Raw genomic sequence first — 22,218 nt, forward strand, 5'->3', positions numbered from 1 at the left:
CTGCTCTGCGGCCAGGCCGATGCAATGACAAAGGCCGACAACATTGATGGAGTATCCGCAATGAACCTGATTCAGCAACTCGAACAGGAAGAAATCGCCCGCCTGACCCAGGGCAAGGCCATCCCGGAATTCGCCCCCGGCGACACCGTGATCGTCCAGGTCAAGGTCAAGGAAGGCAACCGCGAGCGTCTGCAGGCGTATGAAGGCGTGGTGATCGCGAAGCGCAACCGCGGTCTGAACTCGTCCTTCATCGTCCGCAAGATTTCGTCGGGCGAAGGCGTGGAACGTACGTTCCAGACCTACTCGCCGCTGGTGGCCGGCATCGAGGTGAAGCGCCGCGGTGACGTCCGTCGCGCCAAGCTGTACTACCTGCGCCAGCGTTCGGGCAAGTCCGCACGTATCAAGGAAAAGCTGGACTACAAGGCCGCCGCCGCCAAGAAGGCAGCCCAGCAGCAGGCTTGATCGCCGCCGCGGTAACGCAAATGAAAAACGGGCCTTCGGGCCCGTTTTTCATTGGTCCTGCCGCCCATCCTGCGGCGCACCGAAGCCGCACAGGGCTCCCGGCGATCTGGCGCCCCGACTCAGCGCCGCTCGACGTAGTGCAGCATGCCCGCCGCCGCAGCAAGGAAGATCAGGCTCGGCGTCAGCGCGGCAAGGATGGGCGGCCACGCGTTGATCATGCCAAGGTTGGAGAACAGTCCATTGAGCAGGTGGAAGCCCACACCCAGCATCACGCCGAGGAAGATCCGTGCGCTCGCGCCACCCATGCGGTCATGGATGAAGCCAAACGGCAAGGCCAGCGCCATCATCACCAGCACCGCGAAGGGATAGATGAGCTTCTTCCACAGCGCGATCTCGAAGCGGTCGGCACTCTGCTGGTTGTCGCGCAGGTGCTGGATGTAGGTCCACAGCTTCGCAAGCGGCATGTGTTCAGGCCCGACCATCAGCACGCTGAGCACCTCGGGCGACAGTTCGGAGCGCCAGCTGATCTCGGGCAACTGCTCGACCTCGGTCCGCTCGCCGAGGAAGCGGGTGCGCGAAACGTCCATCAGGCGCCAGTGATTGCCCCCGTCATGCACGCCGCGCTTGGCCTCGCTGATCGACACCAGTGCATAGTCGGCATCGAATTCATACACCCGGGCGTTACGCATCGTGCGATCCGGAAGCATCGTGCGAACATTGATGACCAACGCCCCGTCCTTGACCCACAAGCCCGAGCGCAGCTGCTGCGACACTGTGGATTGGGTCGCGGTCAGCTTCCACTGCTGGGCCGCGCTCTCGGCCGGCGGCGCGACGTACTCGCCAATCAGGAAAGTCAGCACAACCAGCACACTGCCGATCATGCCCAGCGTACGCATCAGCATCACATTCGACATGCCCGATGCACGCATCACCGTGATTTCGGAATGCCGCGCAAGTGTCGCGAGGGCATACAGCGTGCCGATCAGCACGGCTATCGGGAACAGCTCGTACATCCGGCCCGGCAAGGTCAGCGCGACATATACCGCCGCATCGAGCAACTGATAGCCGCTCTTGCCGACGTCCTCGAGCTCGGCAATGAAGTCGAAAAAGGCGAACAGCCCGAGGAAGGCCAACAGCACCAGCGCGGAGGCGGCATAGATTTCGCGGGCAAGATAGCGGAACAGGATACCCATCACGCCCTCGCCCGCCAGAACGGCGACACCGCCAGGCGCTTGTAGAAGAGCACGGCCAGCAGACACAACACGATCACGTGGGGCAGCAACAGCCCCACGGCAAACCCGAACTTGCCCTGCGCGACCCAGCTCTGGAACACCGACACCGCGTTGCTGTAAAGAAGATAGGTCAGCAGCGCGATCAGCAGGTTGTTCCCGCGGCCGGCGCGCGGATTGACAAAGGACAGGGGGATCGCGAGCAGCGCAAGCAGCAGCGCCGAGACCGGCAGACCGATGCGGCCGAGCAGTTCGCCCAGGCTGCGCGAATCGCCCTGCGCGAGCAGGACGACCGTCGGCAGGGCCCGCATGCGCGAGGGCTGGGTCGCCGCCGGCTTCTGTTCCACCTGCACCTCGTAGCGCTCGAACTCCATGACCCGGTACTCGGGCGTACCCGGCTGCCCGTCGTAGCGCCGCCCCTTCTCGAGCACGACGAAGCGACGCCCCTCCTCGTCCGTCCGCATGAAGCCTTCGGCCGAGGCGATCACGACGAGCTTACCCGCCTCGGTTTCCTCGCTGACGAAGACGTTGCGCACGCGACCATCCTCACCCGCCCCCACTTCGACGAAGAACACCCGGCGCGCGCCGGAGGATTCACGGAAAACGCCGGGCGCCACGCGATGGGTGTCGTCGCGGCTATCGAGGCGCTCGCGATATTCGGCGCTCTTCGCCTGCGACCAGGGCGTGAGATAAAGGGCGCCCGCGCCCACGACCACGACCAGCGGCAAGGCGAACATCAGCACGGGTCGTATCCAGGCGGTCAGGGGCACGCCCGCGGCGAACCACACCACCATCTCGGAGTCGCGATAGCTGCGCGAAAGTGACACCAGCACTGCGATGAAGAGCGTCAGCGTCAGGACGGTCGGAAGCTGGGCAAGCGCGCCGAACCCAATCAGCGCCAGCACGGCCTCCGGCGGCACTCGCCCGCCAGCGGCCTGGCCGAGCAGACGGATCAGCACGGTCGAGATCAGGATCGCGAACAGTGCAACGAAGACGGCAGCGGCGGTTTGGGTGAATTCCCGCTGAAGGGCGCGGCGGAAGATCATCGCGCGATAAAAGTGAGCCTGATGGCGTTGGGAACGGTTTTTGACGGGCTCGTCACGAAGGCGCCATAATCGGCGGCAGTCCGCAAGACGCGTCATTCCAAGGAAAAAGCTGATGGAATTTACCATAAAGACCGGTTCGCCGGCGAAGTCGAAGGCCGGGATCCTCGTGCTCGGCGCCTTTGCCGACGGCGTTCTCCCCGCCGCCACCGCCAACGTCGATGCCGCCGCCCAGGGCCGCATCGCTCACCTGCTCAAGCGCGGCGACCTGGAGGAAAAAGCTGGCGCGACGATGCTGCTGCCCGAACTCGCCGGCACCCAGGCCGAACGCGTGTTGCTGGTCAGCCTCGGCAAGCAGGACGAGTTCGGTGACAAGGCCTACCGCGACGCGCTCGGCGCAGCTGCCAAGGCGCTCGCCGCCACGCCCGCGAAGGACGCGGTGGTCACCCTCGCCGATGTCGAGATGGAGAAACGCCCGCTCGCATGGCGTCTGCAGCAGGCCGCCCGCATCCTCGCCGACGGCGCCTATCGCTTCGACACACTGAAGTCGGGCAAGGACAAGAAAGACAAGAAGGACCGTGGCGTCAGGAAGCTGACCCTGCAGGTCGAGGCAGAGCTGACAGCCGAGCTCGACACCGCCGTACGCCAGGGCCAGGCCATCGCCACCGGCATGGCGCTGGCGAAGGATCTCGGCAACCTGCCGGGCAACATCTGCACGCCCACACACCTGGCCGAGACCGCCGAGGCGCTCGGCAAGCAGTACAAGTTCGACGTCGAGGTACTCGAACGTGCCGACATGGAAAAGCTCGGCATGGGCTCCTTCCTGTCGGTGGCGCGTGGCTCGCACCAGCCGCCCAAATTCATCGTCATGAATTACAAGGGCGGCAAGGCCAAGGCAAAGCCCATCGTGCTGGTCGGCAAGGGCATCACCTTCGACACCGGCGGCATCTCGCTGAAGCCCGCCGCCGAGATGGACGAGATGAAGTACGACATGTGCGGCGCCGCCAGCGTGCTCGGCACCTTCAAGGCCATTGCGCAGATGGGCCTGCCGCTCAACGTCGTCGGCCTGATTCCGACCACCGAGAACATGCCGGGCGGCGGTGCGACCAAGCCGGGCGACGTCGTGACCTCGATGTCGGGCCAGACCATCGAGGTCCTCAACACCGACGCCGAAGGCCGGCTGATCCTGTGCGACGCGCTCACCTACGCCGAACGCTTCAAGCCGGAGTGCGTGATCGACATCGCCACGCTGACTGGCGCCTGCGTGATCGCACTGGGCAAGATCCCCAGCGGCCTGCTCGCCAACGACGACGAACTCGCTGCCGAGATCCTGCGACGCGGCAGCGACTCGGGCGATCGCGCCTGGCAACTGCCGCTGTGGGACGAGTACCAGGAACTGCTCAAGAGCAACTTCGCCGACATGGGCAACATCGGCGGCCGTTACGCCGGCACCATCACCGCAGCCTGCTTCCTGTCGCGCTTCACCAAGGCCTACAAGTGGGCGCACCTCGACATCGCCGGCACCGCCTGGGTATCGGGCGACGCCAAGGGCGCGACCGGCCGGCCGGTGCCGCTGCTGTCCGAGTTCCTCATCGGCCGCGCCAGCGCGGACTGAGCCCCGGCACGACGATGGACACCCGCGTCCAGTTCTACCACAACGCACCGGACCGGCTCGCGCTGGTCTCGGAACTGGTCGCGCGTGCTCACGGAAAGGGACGCAAGGTGGCCGTACGCATGCCCGACGCCGCCAGTGCCCAGCAACTCGACCGCCTGCTGTGGACGAGTGAACCGCTCGCCTTCGTCCCGCACGTGATGCTCGACTCCCCGCTCGCGGCCGAAACGCCGGTGGTGCTCGGCACAGCGGGCGCCGACGCGGACTGGCCGCATGGCGACACCCTCTTCAACCTCGCGCCGGATCTGCCGCCTGCCTACGACCGCTTCCGTCTCGTGATCGAGATCGTGGGGCAATCCGAGGCCGAGAAGGTCCCGGCGCGCGCCCGCTGGAGTGCCTATCGCCAGCGCGGACTCGAGACCAAGGCCTTCGACGCCGAACGCCGGGTGGCCCTATGAACGAATGGAAGCCCTTGCCGCACGACGAGGACCTCGAACGCGCCGACGACCTGCTCGATCAGGCTGACGCGCTGCTCAGGCGGCATCGCAGCACGATCGACTTCACCCCCGGCGCTCCATTCCACGATGCAGGTCGAGACCAGCCGTCCGAGAGCGACCTGGAAAGCCTGGACCTCGAGGACGAAGACCTGCCGATCCTCACCGAGGTCGTGGAAGACCTCGAGATCGCAGACGACTGGCACCCGCCAATCAACGCCAGGCCGCTGGATTTCGGCCCCATCGCCCCGCCGGCGCTCACGCCAGTCGCCCCGGGATCGCACCCGCCGCCTGCTGCCGCGACCGAGTCCGCCGCGCCGCACTCGCCCGAGCCGCAAGCTGCGCCGGCTGTCGCTTCGCCGGATGTGTCGGCCGCCCTGCTGCGGGAACAGATCCACGAGCAGCTATCGCACCAGTTCGCCGAACAGCTCGTCGACCTCGACACCCGCATCGCGCGCGAGGTCAGCAACTGGATGGCCACCGAGTTCCCCCAGGTCGTCGGGCGTGAGCTCGACCGCCTCGTCGAGCGCCTGCATATCGAGTTGCAGGCGCACCTGCGCGCCACCCTGCTCCCGGATCTCTCGGGACGTATCAGCGAAGTGCTCGAGGACATCCAGTCGCCCCTGAAGCGCCACTGAGCAACTCCCTTCCCCCGCCGCAAACCAGGGCACCCGCCCCTGCCCGGCCGCGTGCGGGCGAAGCTGCGCCACGCACACACCGGGGCCGGCAGGCGCATCCGCTATAATCCGCGCTTTGCCTTCAAGCGCGTAGAACACCATGGAACTGGCCAAGAGCTTCGAGCCCACCGACATCGAACGTCGCTGGTACCCGGAATGGGAATCCCGCGGCTATTTCGACGCCGGACTCGACAAGTCGAACCCCAACGCCTTCTGCATCCTGCTGCCGCCGCCCAACGTCACCGGCACGCTGCACATGGGGCACGGCTTCAACCAGACGATCATGGATGCGCTCACGCGCTACCACCGCATGCGCGGCGACAACACGCTGTGGCAGCCGGGCACGGACCACGCCGGCATCGCCACGCAGATCGTCGTCGAACGCCAGCTCGATGCCCAGGGCATCTCGCGCCATGACCTCGGCCGCGAGAAGTTCCTCGAGAAGGTATGGGAGTGGAAGGAATACTCCGGCGGCACCATCACCCGCCAGATGCGCCGCCTGGGCACCAGCCCGGACTGGAAGCGCGAACGCTTCACGATGGACGAAGGCCTGTCGAAGACGGTCACCGAGACCTTCGTGCGCCTCTACAACGAGGGCCTGATCTACCGCGGCAAGCGCCTGGTGAACTGGGACCCCAAACTCGGCACTGCGGTGTCCGACCTGGAAGTGGTGTCCGAGGAAGAGGACGGCAAGCTCTATCACATCCTCTACCCCTTCTCGGAAGGCCCCATCGGTGAGCTGAAGGGCCTGACCGTCGCCACCACCCGTCCCGAGACCCTGCTCGGCGACGTCGCGGTGATGGTGCATCCCGAGGACGAACGCTACGCCCACCTGATCGGCAAGACCGTCGCCCTGCCGCTCACCGGCCGTCACATCCCGATCATCGCCGACGACTACGTCGACCGCGAGTTCGGCACCGGCTGCGTCAAGGTCACGCCCGCGCACGACTTCAACGACTACGCCGTCGGCCAGCGCCACAGGCTCGACATGATCGTGGTGCTCAAGCTCGACGGCAGCGTGCCGACCGTGGCCGAGCGCTACACCACAGACGGCCAGGCCCTCGAAGGCGTGCCGATGCCCGGCAGCGTCGCCGGCCTCGACCGCTTCCCGGCGCGCGACCAGGTCGTCGCCGAACTCGAGACGCTCGGCCTGATGCTGGAGATCAAGGCACACAAGATGCAGGTGCCGCGTGGCGACCGCACCGGTGTCGTCATCGAGCCGATGCTGACCGACCAGTGGTTCGTCGCCATGTCCAAGGCAGGCGCGGATGGCAAGAGCATCACACAGAAGGCGCTCGACGTCGTCGCCTCGGGCGAAATCAAGTTCTACCCCGAGAACTGGGTCAACACCTACAACCAGTGGCTCAACAACATCCAGGATTGGTGCATCTCGCGCCAGCTGTGGTGGGGCCACCGCATCCCGGCCTGGTATGACGAGGAAGGCCGCATCTACGTCGCCACCTGCGAGGAAGCCGCCATCGCCGCCTGGAAGGCCGAGCTCGAAGCCGAAATCGGTACGCTGCAGGCCGAGGTCGCCGCGCGCCAGAGCCAGGGCCAGACCGCCGAGCAGTATCCCGAACTGGCAGAGCGCCTGTCGACGCTGCACGCGCGCTACGAAGAAGGTAGGCTGCGGCAGGAAGAGGACGTGCTCGACACGTGGTACTCCTCCGCGCTGTGGCCGTTCTCGACGCTGGACTGGACCGCCGAGTGGCCGGAGAAGAGCAACGACGCGCTCGACCTCTACCTGCCCTCGACCGTGCTCGTCACCGGCTTCGACATCATCTTCTTCTGGGTGGCGCGCATGGTCATGATGACCAAGCACATCACCGGCAAGATCCCGTTCAAGCACGTCTACGTGCACGGCCTGATCCGCGACGCGGAAGGCCAGAAGATGAGCAAGTCCAAGGGCAACGTGCTCGACCCGATCGACCTGATCGACGGCATCTCGCTGGACGAACTGGTCAAGAAGCGCACCTTCGGCCTGATGAACCCGAAGCAGGCGCAGAGCATCGAGAAGAAGACGCGCAAGGAATTCCCCGAAGGCATCCCCGCCTTCGGCACCGACGCGCTGCGCTTCACCTTCGCCAGCCTCGCCAGCCCGGGCCGCGACATCAAGTTCGACCTCGCGCGCTGCGAGGGCTACCGCAACTTCTGCAACAAGCTGTGGAACGCCACCCGCTTCGTGCTGATGAACTGCGAAGGCCAGGACTGCGGCATCGGCGACAACGTCGCCTGCTCCACCGAGGTGCTCGATTTCTCCTTCGCCGACCGCTGGATCGTGTCGCGCCTGCAGCGCACCGAAGCCGAGGTCGCCGAGCAGTTCGAAGCCTACCGCTTCGACCTCGTCGCGCGCACCGTGTATGAGTTCGTGTGGGACGAATACTGCGACTGGTACCTGGAGCTCGCCAAGGTACAGATCCAGACCGGCACGCCCGCCCAGCAGCGCGCCACCCGCCGCACCCTGCTGCGCGTGCTCGAGACCGTGCTGCGCCTCGCCCACCCGCTGCTCCCCTTCATCACCGAGGAGCTGTGGCAGACCGTGGCCCCGCTCGCGGGCCGCAAGGACGGCGACAGCATCATGTGCGTGCGCTACCCGCAAGCCGACATGAGCCGCATCGACGAGACCGCCGAGGCCAAGGTCGCCGAGTTGAAGGCGATGATCTACGCCTGCCGCAACCTGCGCGGCGAGATGAACATCTCCCCGGCGCAGCGCCTGCCGCTGGTGGCCGCCGGCGACAAGGCCGCGCTGGCCGTGTATGCACCCTACCTCGCCGGCCTGGCCAAGCTGTCGGACGTGCAGGTCGTCGCCGAGATCGGTGCCGACGAACTCGCCCCGGTCGCGGTCGCCGGCGACACCCGCCTGATGCTGAAGGTGGAGATCGACGTCGCCGCCGAGCGCGAGCGCCTGGGCAAGGAGATCACCCGCCTCGAAGGCGAAATCGCCAAGGCCGAAGGCAAGCTCGGCAATGCCAGCTTCGTCGACCGCGCACCGGCCGCGGTGGTCCAGCAGGAACGCGACCGCCTGGCCGGCTTCAGGGCCACGGTCGAAAAGCTGAAGCCGCAGCTGGCGAAGCTGGGCGGATAAGGCAACGCCTGCTTGCTTCCGGCGTGCGCCGAGGCAAGCAGGCGGCGGCCGGGGTATTCGTGGCGCAGGCGAGGACTGTCTGAGCCCGCAGGGCGAGTTCCGCAGACTGCAGAACGAATACCCCGGCCGCCGCCTGCGATTAACCCGAGATCGCCGTAAACAAGAAACGGGCTGCCCGACTTAACGTGGCAGCCCGTTTCACATCCAACGCAGAAAGCGCGAAATTCTTATTTCCGCTTCAGGAAGAACTCGAACGCCTTGTCCGCCGTCTCGCCCTGCTTCAGCAATTCATTGCCGGTCTGCTTGGCGAACGCCTGGAAATCCTTCACCGAACCCGGATCGGTCGCCACGACGCGCAGCACCTGACCCGCCTGCATCTCGGCCAGCGCCTTCTTCGCACGCAGGATCGGCAGCGGGCAATTCAGGCCACGCGCGTCCACTTCCTTCTCGAAATTCATCCCTTGCTCTCTCCGTTATCGGTATCTGGGAAAAGACGGCATTCTAATGGATGCCCCCCACAGCCGAAAGACGCACCCGCCGCAAACGCCCCGCGCCGGGCATCAACCCTCGCGCTCCCTGCGTTCCTCCAGCAGGCGCTGCTTCAGTTCGCGCATGCGCGCATCGACCGCCGACAATTCATAGAAATCCCCGTCTCCCGCCTTGCGCGCGATCTCCAGCTGCTCGATCGCCGCCGGCAGGCTGCCGCGCAGCAGATAGACTTCGGCCTGCGCACGATGCTGCGCAGTACGCTTGCCCAGCGCCGCATAGCCCCGCGACAGCAAGGCCCACAGGCGCGGATCGCCCTGGCGGTTGTCGAGCGCACGACGCACGCCCTCGACTGCCGCACCGGGCTGGCCGCCCAGGATGCGCGCGTCGGCGAGGGAATACACCAGGCTGCGGTTCGACGGGAAATCGCGTACCGCAGCCTCGAGCGTACGGATGGCGCCGACGCCGTCCTTGCGCGCCAGTCGGATGCCCGCCTCCAGCGTGTCCAACCAGGGCGAGGGCGGCGCCTTCGCCCGCACGGCCTCGAGGCGCTTTGCCGCCTCATCCAGCCGCCCGGCTCGGAACAGCGCACGCGCCAGCCCGTAACCGGCCGCCGGATCGTCCGGCGCCTGCGCGACAAGGTTCTCCATGTCCCTCACCGCGTCCGCCGCCTGGCCGGCGTTGGCACGCAACTTGGCACGCGCATAACCGAAGTCCGGTGAATCAACGACCTGACGGTAACGCATCGACGCCGCACGGTTCTCCATGTCGGCGATGCGTTCCGTGGTCAACGGGTGGGTGCGCAGATAGGCCGGCGCATTGTTCTCGTACATGCGTGTCGCACGCTGCAAGCGCTCGAAGAAGCCGGGCATGCCGCGCACGTCGAAGCCAGCGTTCTCCAGCGTCTCCAGCCCGGCGCGGTCGGCCTCGCGCTCGAAGGCGCGTGTGTAGCCCAGTTGCGACTGGATCGCCCCCGCCTGGCCCGCCGCGATCGCCGCCTGGCTCACGTCCGAATTGCTGCGCGCCGCCAGCACCGCCACCAGCAGCGAGGCCATCATCAGCATCGCCGACTGGCTCTGCTTGCCGACGATCTGCGCGATATGGCGCTGCGTGACGTGCGCGATCTCATGCCCCAGCACCGAAGCGAACTCGGATTCGGTCTCCGCCGCCAGCAGCAGGCCGGTGTGCACGCCGATGAAACCGCCGGGCAGCGCGAAGGCGTTGAGCGTCGGATCATTGACGACGAAGAAATCGAAATCCAGGCCCGGATTGCTGCTCACCGCCGCGAGCTTGTGGCCGATGCGGTTGATGTACTCCTCCACCTCCGGATCATCCAGGTAGGCGGCATCGCGCCAGCGGATCTGGCTGATGATCTGCTCGCCGATGCGGCGCTCGGCCGCCGGCGAAAGCTCGGATGCCGCCACGTCGCCCAGGTCGGGCAGATCGTAGGCGTTGACGGGAAAGGCCAGCGCGAGGCTGAGCAGCAGGGCAAGAGGTCGGCGCATCATCGGGTGCTATGATACCCGCCGTTTCCAAAGCGTTCCCGCGCGCATGTATCCGCCTGTAGCGGGCGCCGGGAAGCGCCCTCCCCCAGCGCCTGCGAGCGAATTCCGAAGCACCATGACCGCACCCTCCCCCAATCCGCTGACCCATTTCGATGCCGATGGCCAGGCCCACATGGTCGATGTCGGCGGCAAGTCCGAAACGCGCCGCGTCGCCGTCGCCACCGGCCGCATCCTGATGCTGCCCGACACCTTCGCCATGGTCCGCTCGGGCACGGCGAAGAAGGGCGACGTGCTCGGCATCGCCCGCATCGCCGCCATCCAGGCATCCAAGCGAACCAGCGAGCTGATCCCGCTGTGCCACCCCATCCCGCTCACCCGCGTGGCGGTCGAGTTCGAACTCGACGACGCCGAGCACGCGGTACGCTGCACCGTCACCGCCGAAACCGTCGGCCGCACCGGGGTCGAGATGGAGGCGCTGACCGCGGTGAATGTCGGCCTGCTCACGATCTACGACATGTGCAAGGCGGTCGATCGCGGCATGCGCATGGACGGCATCCAGTTGCTGGAAAAGCTCGGCGGCAAGTCGGGGCACTGGCGGGCCTGAAGCACCCGGCGCAGGCTCAGGCTGCATCCTCGTCGCGCTGCGCCAGGCGCGACATCACGAGCGGAAACGCACCCGACCCCGCCAGGGCGATCGCCGACACCAGAAAGGCGAGCCCCGCCATGGGGTCGGCGAGCGCCGGATGCAGGCGTGCCCCTTCTCCAGCGAAGCACGCCACCGCAGGCAGCAGGCACAGCCCGGCCAGCATGAAGAGCACGCGCGCAGTCAGCGGCACAGGACGGCGGTTCACAGTCTCATCCGCCATGGCAACTCGCCCTGGATGAACAACCGCGCCTCGTCGGACTGCGGCCGGGCGAAAAAGCGCTGTACCGGCGTATGCTCGCGCACGCGTCCGCCGGACATGAACACGATGTCGTCGCCCAGGCGGGTGGCCTGGCCGAGGTTGTGGGTGACCATGAGGATGCGGGTGCCGTCGGTACGGATCTCGCGGATGATGCGTTCGACCTCGCCGCTGGCCGAGGGGTCGAGGCTGGCGGTGGGCTCGTCGAGCAGCAGCAGGCGCGGCTTCGTCAGCCACGCGCGCGCCAGCGCGAGGCGTTGCTGCTCGCCGCCGGAGAGTTGGCGGGCGCTGTCCTCGGCACGGTCGGCCAGGCCGACACGCTCGAGCATCGCCAGCCCCTGCCGGCGGCGTTCGGCGGCGGACAGCCCAAGGGGTTTCAGCCCCAGCGCCACGTTCTGCAGTACAGAGGCACGCAGCATCATCGGCCGCTGGAACACCATCATCACGCCCTGCTCCGGCCGGCGCGCGCCCTCGTCGCCCCAGGCCATGCTGCCGGCGCCTGGTTCGATCAGGCCGCAGATCACCCGCAGCAGCACGCTCTTGCCCGCCCCGTTGGGGCCCAGCACCAGGGTGATGCCTTCGTCGCCCAGTTCCAGGTCGATGCCGGCCAGCACCTCGCGGCCGTTGGGCTGGTAGCGCAGGTCGCGGACACGAAGGGGAAAGATCGCCATCGTCCGTCTCAGCCGTAGCGCCGCATCGCCCAGTGGCGCAGCATGAAGGCCAGCGCGTTGAGCGCGAGGATGATGACGATGAGCACCGCGCCGAGCGCGATCGCCAGCGCAAGGTCGCCCTTGCTGGTCTCGAGCGCGATCGCGGTGGTCATCACGCGCGTCGCCCGGTCGATGTTGCCGCCGACGATCATCACCGCCCCCACCTCGCTCATCGCGCGCCCCAGGCCCGCCAGCACCGCCACCAGCAAGGAGTGGCGACAGTCGTAGAGCAGCGTGGTGACGCTGTCCCACCACGAAAAGCGCATCAACTGCAGTTCTTCTGCGTAGCGCTGCCACACGTCCTCCACCACCTGGCGCGTGATCGCCGTCATCAGCGGAATCACCAGCAGGGTCTGCGCGATGACCATCGCCAGCGGCGTGTACAGTAGGCCGAAGCCACCGAACGGCCCCGAGCGCGACAGCAGCAGGTACACCACCACCCCCACCACCACCGAAGGCAGGCCCATCAGTCCGTTGACCAGCACCGACATCGTGCTCTTGCCCGGGAAGCGCCCCACCGCGATGCAGGCGCCGAGTGGCAGCCCGATCAGCGTACCCAGCAACACCGCGCCACCACTGACCTGCAGCGACAGCACCACGATCTCGGCCACGGTGTGGTCGAAGGTGGCGAGCAGCGAAAAGGCGTCGGAGAAGGTGGCGGCGAAGGCGGACATCGGCGGGGAGCATACCCGAAAGGCCGGCAGCACCGGAACGGCGGATGCCCTGTCCGGCGGGGGCCGGCCCCTGGGCCCGCCCCCGCTGCTGCTACACGGACTCGTAATTCAGCAGCACCACCTCGGCCGCCTGCTCGCGCAGCGGAATCAGCGCCTGATAGGCGGGCGAAGCGAACCATCCGTGCGCTGCCGCGACACTCGGGAAGCCGATGACAACCACGTCCGCATGCGGGCTCTCGCCCGCGAACGCCGCCACCTGATGGCCACGAAAGACGAGTTCCGCCCCCCACGGGGCGAGGGTTTCGGGTACCCGGCTACGGTACTCGGCCCACTTGTCCGCATCCTTCACCGTGATATGACCGACTACGTATCCCTTGCTCACCCGTGCGCCTCCATTGCCGCATCCGAACCGAACGATCGAGTGGCGATCGCGACCTCGCCGCTCACCCCCCACCCTTCTGCATCGCCCGGTCGAGACGCGCCAGCAGCACGCGGCGCACGGCTTCTTCACCGGGCCCGAAGCGGTAGCGTACGATCAACTGCGGCAACTCGAACAGCCCCAGGCGACGCACGCCGGCCGGCTCCAGTTCGATGACGAGCATTTGCGCCCCCTCCTGCAGGCTCAGGCGCCGAGCTTCCGCGCTGCCCTGCACCGCGGGCCAGGCCTGGCGCAGGTCGCGCTCGAATTCACGCGCGGTGGCGGTGACCCGGCGCTCGAAGGACTCGGGCACCGGGCCATTGATGAAGGCCACGCCTCAGCCGCCGGCGATCGGCGGCCAGATGGCGAGCTCGTCGCCGTCCTGCAAGCGGCGCCTGGCGCGCTCGGCCGGCGGCACGAAATGGCCGTTGACCAGCACCAGGTGGGCGCTGCGCTCGGGCACGCGGTAGCGGTGAATCATTTCCGCCACGGTCGTGCCCTCGTCCACGTCCAGTTCCAGCCGGTTGCCGCGGTGGCCGTCGGGCAGGTAGTCCGACAGCGAGGCAAAGAGCTTGAAGGCGATGCGGATCGTCACACGGGTCTCCATGCGCCGCCCTCAGCGCGCCAGCGCCATCGGTTGCTGGCTGCGGGCAACGTAGGCATCGACGAAGGACAGCGGGTTGGCGAGCAAACGGTCCTTCCAGTCGCCAAGCCTGACCTGGCCGTGGATCAGGCCGCGCAGCGCGCCGACGTGCTGGGTCAGGCCGATGGAGGTGGCGCCGATCAGCACGTCGTCCTTGAACTGCAGGCTGAGGTAGCGGTAGCGCGCCTCGTCGACCAGCTCGACACCGCTGCCACCGGCGTCCGGCTTCTCGCCCCACCACTGGCCGAAGGACGAGGAGATCAGGCCCAGCGTGTCGAGCACGTTGATCGCCAGCACACCATTGAGCTTCGTGTCCCTGGCGATGGCGCCGCGCGCCATGTTCATCGCCGCGATGCGCGCCTGGTCGGCGGCGTTGGGCTGGATCGCGGCGACGAGGTGCGCGCCGGTGAAGAGATCCGGCGCCTCGGCCACATCACCGGCGGCGAAGATGCCGGACACGCTCGTCTCCATGCGGTCGTCGACAAGCACGCCCTTGGCGACATGCACCGGGGTTTCCTCCAGGAAGCCGACATTGGGCGCGACACCCGCGGCGACGATGACCAGGTCGCAGTCCAGACGATCGCCGGTGGACAGGGTCACCGCCAGCGGTGCGTCGGCACCCACTTCGCTGCCGCGGTCGATACGCTGCACGCCCGCGGAGGTGACGACCCGGATGCCCTTCTCCTCGACCCAGCGCTTGATCATGCCGCCGGCCTTGGGCGTCATCATGCGCGGCACCATGCGGTCGCCCATTTCCACCACGGTGAGCTGCACGCCGCGTTTGGCCAGCGCCTCCATGATGATGCAGCCGATGAAACCCGCACCGAGCTGCAACACGCGCGCGCCCGGCCTGGCATGGGCGGCGATCGCGCGTGCGTCGGCCAGCGTCCAGCAGGTCTGCACCTCGGGCAGGTCCACGCCGGGGATCGGCGGGCGCACCGGATGCGAGCCAGTGGCGATCAGCAGGCGGTCATAGCTTTCGAAATGGCCGTCGTCGAACAGCACGGTGCACTTTTCGGTGTTGAGCGCCACCGCGCGGCCACGCATCTGGCGGACGCGCAGGCGTTCGAAATGGTCGGCGCCCTTGCGCAGATACGTGCCCGATTCGTCGATGTTGCCTTCGAGCAGGTAGGGGATCGCCATGCGCGAATACGGTGGCGCGTCCTCATGGCCAACCATGACGATCTCGTCGTGCGGCGCGGCCTTGCGCAGCGTTTCGGCAGCAACGACGCCTGCCGGGCCGTTGCCGAGAATAAGGTGTTTCATTGGAGCATCCTCGAACGAAAGGCGGGCGCCCCGAAGGGCGCCCGCTCAGGCTTGCACCGTTACAGTCCCAGACGGGCCCGCGTCTCGGCCGTCGGCTGGCCTTCGGGCGTCCAGCCGCGCACCTGGTAATACTCGGGCAGCATCTTCGCCAGGCCGTTGACCATGCCCTTGGCCGGACCGGTCTTGGCCGGTTCCTGCGTCAGACGCGGCGGCAGGTTGTCGTCCTTGGCGGTGAAGCCGGCGGCGTTGTTGAACATGCGCTCCATGTTCCAGATGCGCTCACCCACCTCGTTCAACTTCTCCATGCTCCAGTCGCCCTCGCAGGCGGCGGCCACCTGCGGCTGCACGTCGGCCAGGGTCCATGCGAAGCTGGTGAAGACGCAGATGCCGGCCGAGTCGAACACCGCGGTGGCGTCCTGGAAGGCCTTGACCAGCTCGGGCTTGCCGTCGGTGGCCAGCGGGTCGGTCTTGACCGGAATGCCGAGCACTTCGGACGCCACCGTATAGCCGCGCAGGTGGCAGGCGCCACGGTTGGAGGTGGCGTAGGCCAGGCCCATGCCCTGAATGCCGCGCGAATCGTAGGCAGGGAACTCCTGGCCCTTCACGCTCATCGACAGCTCGGGACGGCCGTACTTCTCGCACAGGCGCTTGCTGCCCATGCCGAGCTCCTTGCCGAAACCCTCGCCCACCGCGGTCATCTCGACCATCTTCGCCAGCGCCTCGGCCGAACCGAAGGGCGCCGCCATCCCGATGATGTCGTCGTTGAGGATGCCCAGCTCGTACAACTCCATCGCCGCGCCGACCGTGGCGCCGAAGGAGATCGGGTCCATGCCCTGCTCGTTGCAGATCAGGTTGGCGTACTGCAGCGCCTCGAGGTCGCCGACACCGTTGGCCGCACCCAGCGCCCAAGCGGCCTCATACTCCAGGCCGCCGGAGGCGCCCCAGTACTTCGGGCTGTTCTTGACGGTGAAGTGCCCCTTGTCGATTTCCGAGATGCGCCCGCAGGCGATGGTGCAGCCGAAGCAGGCGGCGTTTGTGACCAGGTGGGTCTTGCCATCGGACTCGCGCTTCTCGTGCATTGCCTCGGCGGAGATCTTGGACGCATCCTCGAACTGCACGTCGCGGTGGTTGCGGGTCGGCAGCGCGCCAATCTCGTTGATCACGTTCATCAGCACCTGGGTGCCGTACTTGGGCAGACCCTGGCCGGTGACCGCGTTGTCGGCGAGCACCTTCTTGGCGTCGTTGGTCGCCTTCAGGAAGGCGCCGAAATCCTTGATGCCCGACACGCCCTTGGTGCCACGGATGGCCACCGCCTTGAGGTTCTTCGAGCCCATCACCGCGCCAACGCCGGAACGGCCGGCCGCGCGATGCAGGTCATTGACCACGCAGGCATACAGCACCTGGTTCTCGCCCGCCTTGCCGATCGACGAGATGCGCACGAGCGGGTCCTGCAGTTCGTCCTTGATCTGCTCCTCGGTCTCCCAGCAACTCTTGCCCCACAACCCGGCGGCGTCGCGCAGTTCGGCCTTGTCGTTCTCGATGTAGAGCCACACCGGTTTCGCCGATTTGCCCTCGAAGATCACCATGTCCCAGCCGGCGAACTTCATCTCGGCGCCGAAGAAACCGCCCGAGTTCGAACAGGCGATGGCGCCCGTCAGTGGCCCCTTGGTGACGACGGTGTAGCGGCCTCCGGTCGAGGCCATGGTGCCGGTGAGCGGCCCGGTGGCCATGATCATCTTGTTGTCGGGCGACAGCGGATCGACCTTGGGGTCGATCTCGGACACCAGATACTTGGTGGCCAGGCCGCGCGAGCCGAGGTACTCGTCGGCCCACTGCATGTTGAGCGGCTCCACCGAGCAGGTGCCGGCCGTGAGGTTCACCCGCAGGAGTTTTCGATTCCAACCCATGATCCGTCCTCCTCAGGCTGCGGCCGAAGCCGGGGTGTTGGCCTTGGCGGCCCAGGCGCGCATCTTGTCGATGCCGGTCCAGTCGGCATCCACATAGGTGATGGCGCCGGTCGGACAGGCGCTGGCGCAGGCGGGGTTGCCCTCGCACAGGTCGCACTTCTGCACCTTGCCGGAGTCCTGGTTGTAATTGATGGTGCCGAACGGACAGGCGATCGTGCACACCTTGCAGCCGACACAGGTGTCCTCGAACACCATCTTGGCGCCGGTGCTCAGGTCGATGCGGATCGCGTCGACAGGACAGGAATTCAGGCACCAGGCTTCGGTGCATTGCGTACAGGTGTAGGGCACCTTGCGGCCCTCGTGTTCGAAGTTGAACACCTTGATGCGCGACTTGCTCGGATTGATGACCCCGGTGTGCTCGTAGGAACAGGCCATCTCGCATTGCAGACAGCCGGTGCACTTCGCGGGATCAATGTGCAGTGCTTTCCACATCGATCGTCTCCTCACTGATTATTGGTCTTGCAGCCGCTCTATGCATGCGGCGGAATCCGCCGCACACAGGCGGGTCGAGCATCCGGCCCACCTATGAAACTCAGAGCATATGTTCCATCTTTCAAAGGTCAACACGGGAATACCCCTTTACGAGTCAAAGGAATCAGAAGTCGCGGCCGAGCTTGCGGTACAGCGTGTTGCGCGCAATGCCCAGCGCCCGGGCGGCCGCGGACACGTTGCCGTCGTACTCGGCCAGCACCCGCAGGATCGTGTCCTCCTGCACGTCCTTCAGCCGCTGGCCACGTGTCTTCGGCGGGGTGCATCCGACCGGCGGCGTCAGACGCGCGGGCGCGGGCAAGCCCTCCGCCGTGGTCGCCTCGGCGCTGAAGATCTCCTCCGGCAGATGGCGCGGCTGGATCACGTCCTCGTCGTCGTCGAGCAAGGCCAGCGCTACCCGCAGCACGTTCTGCAACTGGCGGATGTTGCCGGGCCAGGCGTAGCGCTCGAAGAAACGCATGACTTCATCGCTCACCGTGACGCTGCCCGGCGCGCGGCCATCCAGGTCTTCGTCGATGAGGCGCTCGACGATGATTCGGATGTCACTGCGCTCGCGCAGTGGCGGCAGATAGACCGTCAGGCCATTGACGCGGTAATACAGGTCCTCGCGGAAGCTGCCCGCCTTGACCGACTCGCTCAGCACCCGGTGCGTGGCGCACACCAGCGCGATATCCACCGGCACCGCCTCGCTGGCGCCTATCGGCAGCACGCGCCGCTCCTGCAGCACGCGCAGCAGCCGGGCCTGCATCGACAACGGCATGTCGCCGATCTCGTCGAGAAACAGCGTGCCGCCGTGCGCCTGCTGGATACGGCCGACCGCCCCCTCGCGCCGCGCGCCGGTGAAGGCGCCGCCGACGTAGCCGAACAGTTCGGACTCGATCAGGTTCTCCGGGATGGCCGCGCAGTTCAGCGCGACGAAAGGGCCGCTCGCGCGCGGCCCGCTGTTGTGGCAGGCCTGGGCCAGCAGTTCCTTGCCCACGCCCGATTCTCCCTGGATCAGCAGCGGGATGTTGCGCCCGATGACCTTGCCGGCGCGGTCGAGCGCCAGTTGCAGCGCGGCATCGCCGGTAGCGAGGTGTTCGAGCGTGATGCGTCCCTCCGCCGCAACGGCAGTGGTCCGGGCACGCGCAGTGGCCCGCGACGCGGTCGAACGCGCCGGAGACGACACCGCCGAACGCGACAGGTGAAACGCCATGCTTGCCCGTGCGCGCGCGAAGACCACCGCACCATTGCGCAACTCGAGCTCGAGCAAGGCTTCGGGCGAACGCGCCGCGCGATCGAGCATCGTCCCCAGTGCCGTGCGGAACAGATTGGCGAAGCCGCCGAGGCTGGTGCAAGGGCGTTCGTCGATGCCCAGCAGGGCGCGCGCAAGACGATCCGCGCCCATGATCTCGCCCTCGCCCGACACAGCAAGCAGGCCTTCCTGCAGGCCGCCCACGCCTTCGGGCCGGTCGTGGAACGCAATCAGGATGTGACGGGCGTGGTCGGCCTCGAACAGCCTGCGCTCCAGCAGCCCCGCGCCGACCCGAGCGAGCCCGAGCGTATGCGGCTGGTAGGCGCGCTGGTCGCCGGAGATATCCAGCACGCCCAGCATCTGCCCGCAGGGATCGAAGATCGGCGCCGCACTGCAGGTGAGGATGCTGTTGCGCTGCAGATAGTGCTCGCCGCCAAAGATCTCCACCGGACTGCGTTCGATCAGGGCGGAGCCGACGGCGTTGGTGCCACGGTGCTTCTCGCTCCAGTCCGCCCCCGGCTGCAAGGCGACACGGCTGGCGCTGTCAACGAAGCCGGGATCGCCAATGGCGTGCAGGATCATCCCTTGGGCGTCGGCCAGCACCACCATGCTGCCGGAGGCACGGATCTGCTCGTAGAGATGCTCCATGACGCCGCTCGCGTGGCTCAGCAGGCGGCCGTTGCGTTCCCGTGCCATCGCAAATTCGCTACGCGTCGCGTTGTCGACCCGCCTCATGTCGCACTCGTCGAGTCCGCTCTTGCGGCAACGCTGCCACGAACGCATCACCGGGGCGGGCAGGCCCGCTTCCGGCACCCGCCCGAGTTCGAAGAATTGCCGCCGCAAGGACTCCAGCGCGGCAGCCTGCGCAGCCCGCGTGAGGGTCTGACCCATGCTCTTGTCTCCACCATCGGCCGCTGCACCGTGCGTGATCGCCGGCACTGCCACCTGTCCTTTGGACATTGTTCGGACCGGATCGCGTCACGTGGATGCTTCCGATTCTTTGTAGGAGAGTAATGCAAGACCCTTGCCAGCAGTGCACGGTTGCGTCCTGCGTGCGCCATGGAGCACATGGAGCAAATCATGAATTGCTCCATGTGCTCCATATGCTCCAAGCTGGCAACACAGAGACGATCAGCGGCCCCGCAAGCGGTCCTCGCTGAGGATGTCCGCCATCTCCGCATCGTCGAACAGCCGAGACCGGGTGTGAAAGGCCTTGCCGGTGTTGCCTTCCAGCGAGAAGGTGCCACCGTGCCCGTCGACGACGTCGATGATCAGTTGCGTGTGCTTCCAGTATTCGTACTGCGATGCGCTGATGTAGAACGGCACGCCGCCGATGTCGCCCAGATGCACGTCGTGGGGGCCGATCGTGAGGTCGGTGGGCAGGTAGCAGTTCGCCGCGCTGTTGTCGCAACAGCCGCCGGACTGGTGGAACATCAGCTCGGGGCCATACTCGGCCTTGAGCTGCGCGATCAGCTCCAGCGCCGCCGGCGTGGCAATGACGCGTTCGACCATGGCTTCGTCCTCCGCAATGCAAAAAAGGGGGCGGTTGCCCGCCCCCGAGGAGATGCCCCGGACAGGGCATGGGGAGAGAGGACGGTCGCTCAGAAGAAGCCGAGCTTGTTCTCGCTGTAGCTCACGAGCAGGTTCTTGGTCTGCTGGTAGTGGTCGAGCATGACCTTGTGCGTCTCGCGGCCGATACCCGACTCCTTGTAGCCGCCGAAGGCCGCATGCGCCGGATAGGCGTGGTAGCAGTTGGTCCACACGCGACCGGCCTGGATGGCACGGCCCATGCGGTAGGCGACGTTGCCGTTGCGGCTCCACACGCCGGCGCCCAGCCCGTACAGGGTGTCGTTGGCAATCTCGAGCGCCTCGGCCTCGTCCTTGAAGGTGGTCACTGCGAGCACCGGCCCGAAGATCTCCTCCTGGAAGATGCGCATCTTGTTGTGGCCCTTGAACAGCGTCGGCTGGATGTAATAACCGTCGGCAAGGTCACCGCCGAGCTGTGCACGGGCACCGCCGATCAGCACCTGCGCGCCCTCTTCCTTACCCAGCTGCAGGTACGACTGAATTTTGCTCATCTGCTCGGCGGAAGCCTGGGCGCCCATCATGGTGTCGGTGTCGAGCGGGCTGCCCTGCTTGATGGCGGCGACGCGCGTCACTGCGCGCTCGATGAAGCGGTCGTAGATCGATTCCTGGATCAGCGCGCGGCTCGGGCAGGTGCACACTTCGCCCTGGTTGAAGGCGAACAGCACCAGGCCCTCGATCGCCTTGTCGAGGAAGGCGTCGTCCTTGTCCATCACGTCCGCGAAGAAGATGTTGGGCGACTTGCCACCCAGCTCCAGCGTGGCCGGGATCAGGTTGTTTGCAGCGGCCTGGGCGATGACGCGGCCGGTGGAGGTCGAGCCGGTGAAGGCAATCTTGGCGATGCGCTTGCTGGTGGCGAGCGGCATGCCGGCCTCACGGCCATAGCCGTTGACGATGTTGAGCACGCCCGGCGGCAGCAGGTCCGCGATCAGTTCCATCAGCACCAGGATAGAGATCGGGGTCGATTCGGCGGGCTTGAGCACCACGCAGTTGCCCGCGCCCAGCGCCGGCGCCAGTTTCCACGCCGCCATCAGGATCGGGAAGTTCCACGGGATGATCTGGCCGACCACGCCCAGCGGCTCGTGGATGTGATAGGCCATGGTGTTCTCGTCGATCTCCGAGATGCCGCCTTCCTGCGAACGCAGGCAGCCGGCGAAATAGCGGAAGTGGTCGACGGCGAGCGGAATGTCGGCGTTGAGCGTCTCGCGGATCGGCTTGCCGTTGTCGACGGTCTCGGCGTAGGCGAGCAGCTCGAGGTTGGCTTCGAGGCGGTCGGCGATCTTCAGCAGGATGTTGGAGCGGGTCGTGGCGTCGGTCTTGCCCCACGTCGGGAAGGCGGCGTGCGCGGCATCCAGCGCCAGCTCGATGTCCTCGGCGGTGGAGCGCGCCGCCTGGGTGTACTTGCAGCCGGAGATCGGCGTGACGACATCGAAATATTGGCCCTTGACCGGGGCCACCCACTTGCCGCCGATGAAGTTGTCGTAGCGGGTCTTGTATTGAACCTTGGCACCAGCCTGGCCGGGCATTGCGTACAGCATTCTCAGTCTCCTCGTGTGATGTGTAAGCGGGCGTCGAACGCCACAATCAACATTCAGCACGGGCCGTGCCAGGAAAAACTCACCTTTAAATATCAATTACTTAGAATTTTCTCACGGTTATTCTGCTGTTTCGCCCGCATTTGGAGCACGTCAGTCCTGAACACCTGCTCCAGAAGACCGATGTCGATGGAGCAGTCATA

Annotated in this window: 22 protein-coding genes; 6 read left to right on the forward strand and 16 right to left on the reverse strand. The window is 66.6% G+C overall.

The window, feature by feature from the left end; genetic code table 11:
• Window positions 1–60 precede the first annotated feature (60 nt).
• Complete coding sequence (gene rplS / locus CGK74_RS10045; RefSeq protein ID WP_094268354.1) at window positions 61–462, forward strand: 50S ribosomal protein L19; 402 nt, start codon at window positions 61–63, stop codon at window positions 460–462.
• A gap of 119 nt (window positions 463–581) precedes the next feature.
• On the opposite strand, the gene lptG is transcribed toward rplS, so the two are convergent.
• The gene (gene lptG, locus CGK74_RS10050) at window positions 582–1,658 is read right to left on the reverse strand and encodes an LPS export ABC transporter permease LptG (RefSeq protein WP_094268355.1); all 1,077 of its coding nucleotides are present in this window, start codon (window positions 1,656–1,658) and stop codon (window positions 582–584) included.
• On the reverse strand, window positions 1,655–2,737 hold the full coding sequence (gene lptF, locus CGK74_RS10055; RefSeq protein ID WP_094268356.1) for an LPS export ABC transporter permease LptF: 1,083 nt from the start codon (window positions 2,735–2,737) through the stop codon (window positions 1,655–1,657). Before lptF ends, lptG begins: the two co-directional genes overlap by 4 nt.
• Before the next feature lie 112 nt (window positions 2,738–2,849).
• Between lptF and CGK74_RS10060 the strand changes: the two genes are divergently transcribed.
• The 4 genes from CGK74_RS10060 to CGK74_RS10075 all read left to right on the forward strand — a co-directional run bounded on the left by CGK74_RS10060 (window position 2,850) and on the right by CGK74_RS10075 (window position 8,602).
• A complete protein-coding gene (locus tag CGK74_RS10060) occupies window positions 2,850–4,349 on the forward strand; it encodes a leucyl aminopeptidase (RefSeq protein WP_094268357.1) in 1,500 nt (499 codons plus the stop codon).
• Between the two features lie 14 nt (window positions 4,350–4,363).
• Window positions 4,364–4,804, forward strand: coding sequence for a DNA polymerase III subunit chi (locus CGK74_RS10065; RefSeq protein WP_094268358.1), 441 nt, complete (start codon window positions 4,364–4,366; stop codon window positions 4,802–4,804).
• Complete coding sequence (locus tag CGK74_RS10070; RefSeq protein ID WP_094268359.1) at window positions 4,801–5,478, forward strand: hypothetical protein; 678 nt, start codon at window positions 4,801–4,803, stop codon at window positions 5,476–5,478. Before CGK74_RS10065 ends, CGK74_RS10070 begins: the two co-directional genes overlap by 4 nt.
• Window positions 5,479–5,617: 139 nt before the next feature.
• Complete coding sequence (locus tag CGK74_RS10075; protein ID WP_094268360.1) at window positions 5,618–8,602, forward strand: valine--tRNA ligase; 2,985 nt, start codon at window positions 5,618–5,620, stop codon at window positions 8,600–8,602.
• A 227-nt stretch (window positions 8,603–8,829) separates the two neighbouring features.
• Here CGK74_RS10075 and CGK74_RS10080 read toward each other — a convergent pair whose 3' ends face one another.
• Complete coding sequence (locus CGK74_RS10080; RefSeq protein ID WP_094268361.1) at window positions 8,830–9,060, reverse strand: sulfurtransferase TusA family protein; 231 nt, start codon at window positions 9,058–9,060, stop codon at window positions 8,830–8,832.
• A gap of 102 nt (window positions 9,061–9,162) precedes the next feature.
• Window positions 9,163–10,596 carry a M48 family metalloprotease gene (locus CGK74_RS10085; protein ID WP_094268362.1) on the reverse strand — a complete coding sequence of 478 codons (1,434 nt, stop codon included), beginning with the start codon at window positions 10,594–10,596 and terminating at the stop codon, window positions 9,163–9,165.
• 112 nt (window positions 10,597–10,708) lie between these two features.
• Between CGK74_RS10085 and moaC the strand changes: the two genes are divergently transcribed.
• A complete protein-coding gene (gene moaC, locus CGK74_RS10090; RefSeq protein WP_094268363.1) occupies window positions 10,709–11,197 on the forward strand; it encodes a cyclic pyranopterin monophosphate synthase MoaC in 489 nt (162 codons plus the stop codon).
• Between the two features lie 16 nt (window positions 11,198–11,213).
• On the opposite strand, the gene CGK74_RS10095 is transcribed toward moaC, so the two are convergent.
• From CGK74_RS10095 to adh, 12 genes are all read right to left on the reverse strand, one after another.
• Window positions 11,214–11,444, reverse strand: a complete 231-nt coding sequence (locus tag CGK74_RS10095) for a hypothetical protein (protein ID WP_338056371.1) — start codon at window positions 11,442–11,444, stop codon at window positions 11,214–11,216.
• On the reverse strand, window positions 11,441–12,166 hold the full coding sequence (locus tag CGK74_RS10100; protein ID WP_094268365.1) for an ABC transporter ATP-binding protein: 726 nt from the start codon (window positions 12,164–12,166) through the stop codon (window positions 11,441–11,443). The genes CGK74_RS10095 and CGK74_RS10100 overlap by 4 nt, the downstream gene beginning before the upstream one ends.
• Before the next feature lie 8 nt (window positions 12,167–12,174).
• A complete protein-coding gene (locus CGK74_RS10105; protein WP_094268366.1) occupies window positions 12,175–12,879 on the reverse strand; it encodes an ABC transporter permease in 705 nt (234 codons plus the stop codon).
• 91 nt (window positions 12,880–12,970) lie between these two features.
• Window positions 12,971–13,261 carry a DUF1330 domain-containing protein gene (locus tag CGK74_RS10110; RefSeq protein WP_094268367.1) on the reverse strand — a complete coding sequence of 97 codons (291 nt, stop codon included), beginning with the start codon at window positions 13,259–13,261 and terminating at the stop codon, window positions 12,971–12,973.
• Window positions 13,262–13,322: 61 nt separating this feature from the next.
• Window positions 13,323–13,631, reverse strand: coding sequence for a hypothetical protein (locus CGK74_RS10115; protein WP_094268368.1), 309 nt, complete (start codon window positions 13,629–13,631; stop codon window positions 13,323–13,325).
• A gap of 3 nt (window positions 13,632–13,634) precedes the next feature.
• On the reverse strand, window positions 13,635–13,904 hold the full coding sequence (thiS, locus tag CGK74_RS10120; RefSeq protein ID WP_094268369.1) for a sulfur carrier protein ThiS: 270 nt from the start codon (window positions 13,902–13,904) through the stop codon (window positions 13,635–13,637).
• A 9-nt stretch (window positions 13,905–13,913) separates the two neighbouring features.
• Window positions 13,914–15,206: an NAD(P)/FAD-dependent oxidoreductase gene (locus tag CGK74_RS10125; protein ID WP_094268370.1), complete on the reverse strand. Its 1,293-nt coding sequence runs from the start codon at window positions 15,204–15,206 to the stop codon at window positions 13,914–13,916.
• Window positions 15,207–15,265: 59 nt separating this feature from the next.
• Window positions 15,266–17,113 carry an aldehyde ferredoxin oxidoreductase family protein gene (locus tag CGK74_RS10130; RefSeq protein ID WP_094268371.1) on the reverse strand — a complete coding sequence of 616 codons (1,848 nt, stop codon included), beginning with the start codon at window positions 17,111–17,113 and terminating at the stop codon, window positions 15,266–15,268.
• A 12-nt stretch (window positions 17,114–17,125) separates the two neighbouring features.
• Window positions 17,126–17,605: a 4Fe-4S dicluster domain-containing protein gene (locus tag CGK74_RS10135; protein WP_004300497.1), complete on the reverse strand. Its 480-nt coding sequence runs from the start codon at window positions 17,603–17,605 to the stop codon at window positions 17,126–17,128.
• Window positions 17,606–17,768: 163 nt separating this feature from the next.
• Entirely contained in the window at window positions 17,769–19,787 is a 2,019-nt protein-coding gene (locus tag CGK74_RS10140; protein ID WP_094268454.1) for a sigma-54-dependent Fis family transcriptional regulator, read from the reverse strand.
• Between the two features lie 240 nt (window positions 19,788–20,027).
• Window positions 20,028–20,408, reverse strand: coding sequence for a DUF779 domain-containing protein (locus CGK74_RS10145; RefSeq protein ID WP_094268372.1), 381 nt, complete (start codon window positions 20,406–20,408; stop codon window positions 20,028–20,030).
• Between the two features lie 89 nt (window positions 20,409–20,497).
• Window positions 20,498–22,018 (reverse strand): aldehyde dehydrogenase, encoded by a 1,521-nt coding sequence (gene adh, locus CGK74_RS10150; protein ID WP_094268373.1) that lies wholly within the window; start codon window positions 22,016–22,018, stop codon window positions 20,498–20,500.
• Window positions 22,019–22,218: the final 200 nt, after the last annotated feature.

The organism is Thauera propionica, assembly GCF_002245655.1.
Taxonomy (GTDB): Bacteria; Pseudomonadota; Gammaproteobacteria; order Burkholderiales; family Rhodocyclaceae; genus Thauera; species Thauera propionica.

Excerpts from the sequence above, each read along its gene's own strand:
- rplS (WP_094268354.1), top strand. The coding sequence starts at position 61 with ATGAACCTGATTCAGCAACTCGAACAGGAAGAAATCGCCCGCCTGACC.
- lptF (WP_094268356.1), bottom strand. The coding sequence starts at position 2,737 with ATGATCTTCCGCCGCGCCCTTCAGCGGGAATTCACCCAAACCGCCGCT.
- CGK74_RS10060 (WP_094268357.1), top strand. The coding sequence starts at position 2,850 with ATGGAATTTACCATAAAGACCGGTTCGCCGGCGAAGTCGAAGGCCGGG.
- CGK74_RS10065 (WP_094268358.1), top strand. The coding sequence starts at position 4,364 with ATGGACACCCGCGTCCAGTTCTACCACAACGCACCGGACCGGCTCGCG.
- CGK74_RS10070 (WP_094268359.1), top strand. The coding sequence starts at position 4,801 with ATGAACGAATGGAAGCCCTTGCCGCACGACGAGGACCTCGAACGCGCC.
- CGK74_RS10075 (WP_094268360.1), top strand. The coding sequence starts at position 5,618 with ATGGAACTGGCCAAGAGCTTCGAGCCCACCGACATCGAACGTCGCTGG.
- CGK74_RS10080 (WP_094268361.1), bottom strand. The coding sequence starts at position 9,060 with ATGAATTTCGAGAAGGAAGTGGACGCGCGTGGCCTGAATTGCCCGCTG.
- CGK74_RS10085 (WP_094268362.1), bottom strand. The coding sequence starts at position 10,596 with ATGATGCGCCGACCTCTTGCCCTGCTGCTCAGCCTCGCGCTGGCCTTT.
- moaC (WP_094268363.1), top strand. The coding sequence starts at position 10,709 with ATGACCGCACCCTCCCCCAATCCGCTGACCCATTTCGATGCCGATGGC.
- CGK74_RS10100 (WP_094268365.1), bottom strand. The coding sequence starts at position 12,166 with ATGGCGATCTTTCCCCTTCGTGTCCGCGACCTGCGCTACCAGCCCAAC.
- CGK74_RS10105 (WP_094268366.1), bottom strand. The coding sequence starts at position 12,879 with ATGTCCGCCTTCGCCGCCACCTTCTCCGACGCCTTTTCGCTGCTCGCC.
- thiS (WP_094268369.1), bottom strand. The coding sequence starts at position 13,904 with ATGGAGACCCGTGTGACGATCCGCATCGCCTTCAAGCTCTTTGCCTCG.
- CGK74_RS10125 (WP_094268370.1), bottom strand. The coding sequence starts at position 15,206 with ATGAAACACCTTATTCTCGGCAACGGCCCGGCAGGCGTCGTTGCTGCC.
- CGK74_RS10130 (WP_094268371.1), bottom strand. The coding sequence starts at position 17,113 with ATGGGTTGGAATCGAAAACTCCTGCGGGTGAACCTCACGGCCGGCACC.
- CGK74_RS10135 (WP_004300497.1), bottom strand. The coding sequence starts at position 17,605 with ATGTGGAAAGCACTGCACATTGATCCCGCGAAGTGCACCGGCTGTCTG.
- CGK74_RS10140 (WP_094268454.1), bottom strand. The coding sequence starts at position 19,787 with ATGGGTCAGACCCTCACGCGGGCTGCGCAGGCTGCCGCGCTGGAGTCC.
- CGK74_RS10145 (WP_094268372.1), bottom strand. The coding sequence starts at position 20,408 with ATGGTCGAACGCGTCATTGCCACGCCGGCGGCGCTGGAGCTGATCGCG.
- adh (WP_094268373.1), bottom strand. The coding sequence starts at position 22,018 with ATGCTGTACGCAATGCCCGGCCAGGCTGGTGCCAAGGTTCAATACAAG.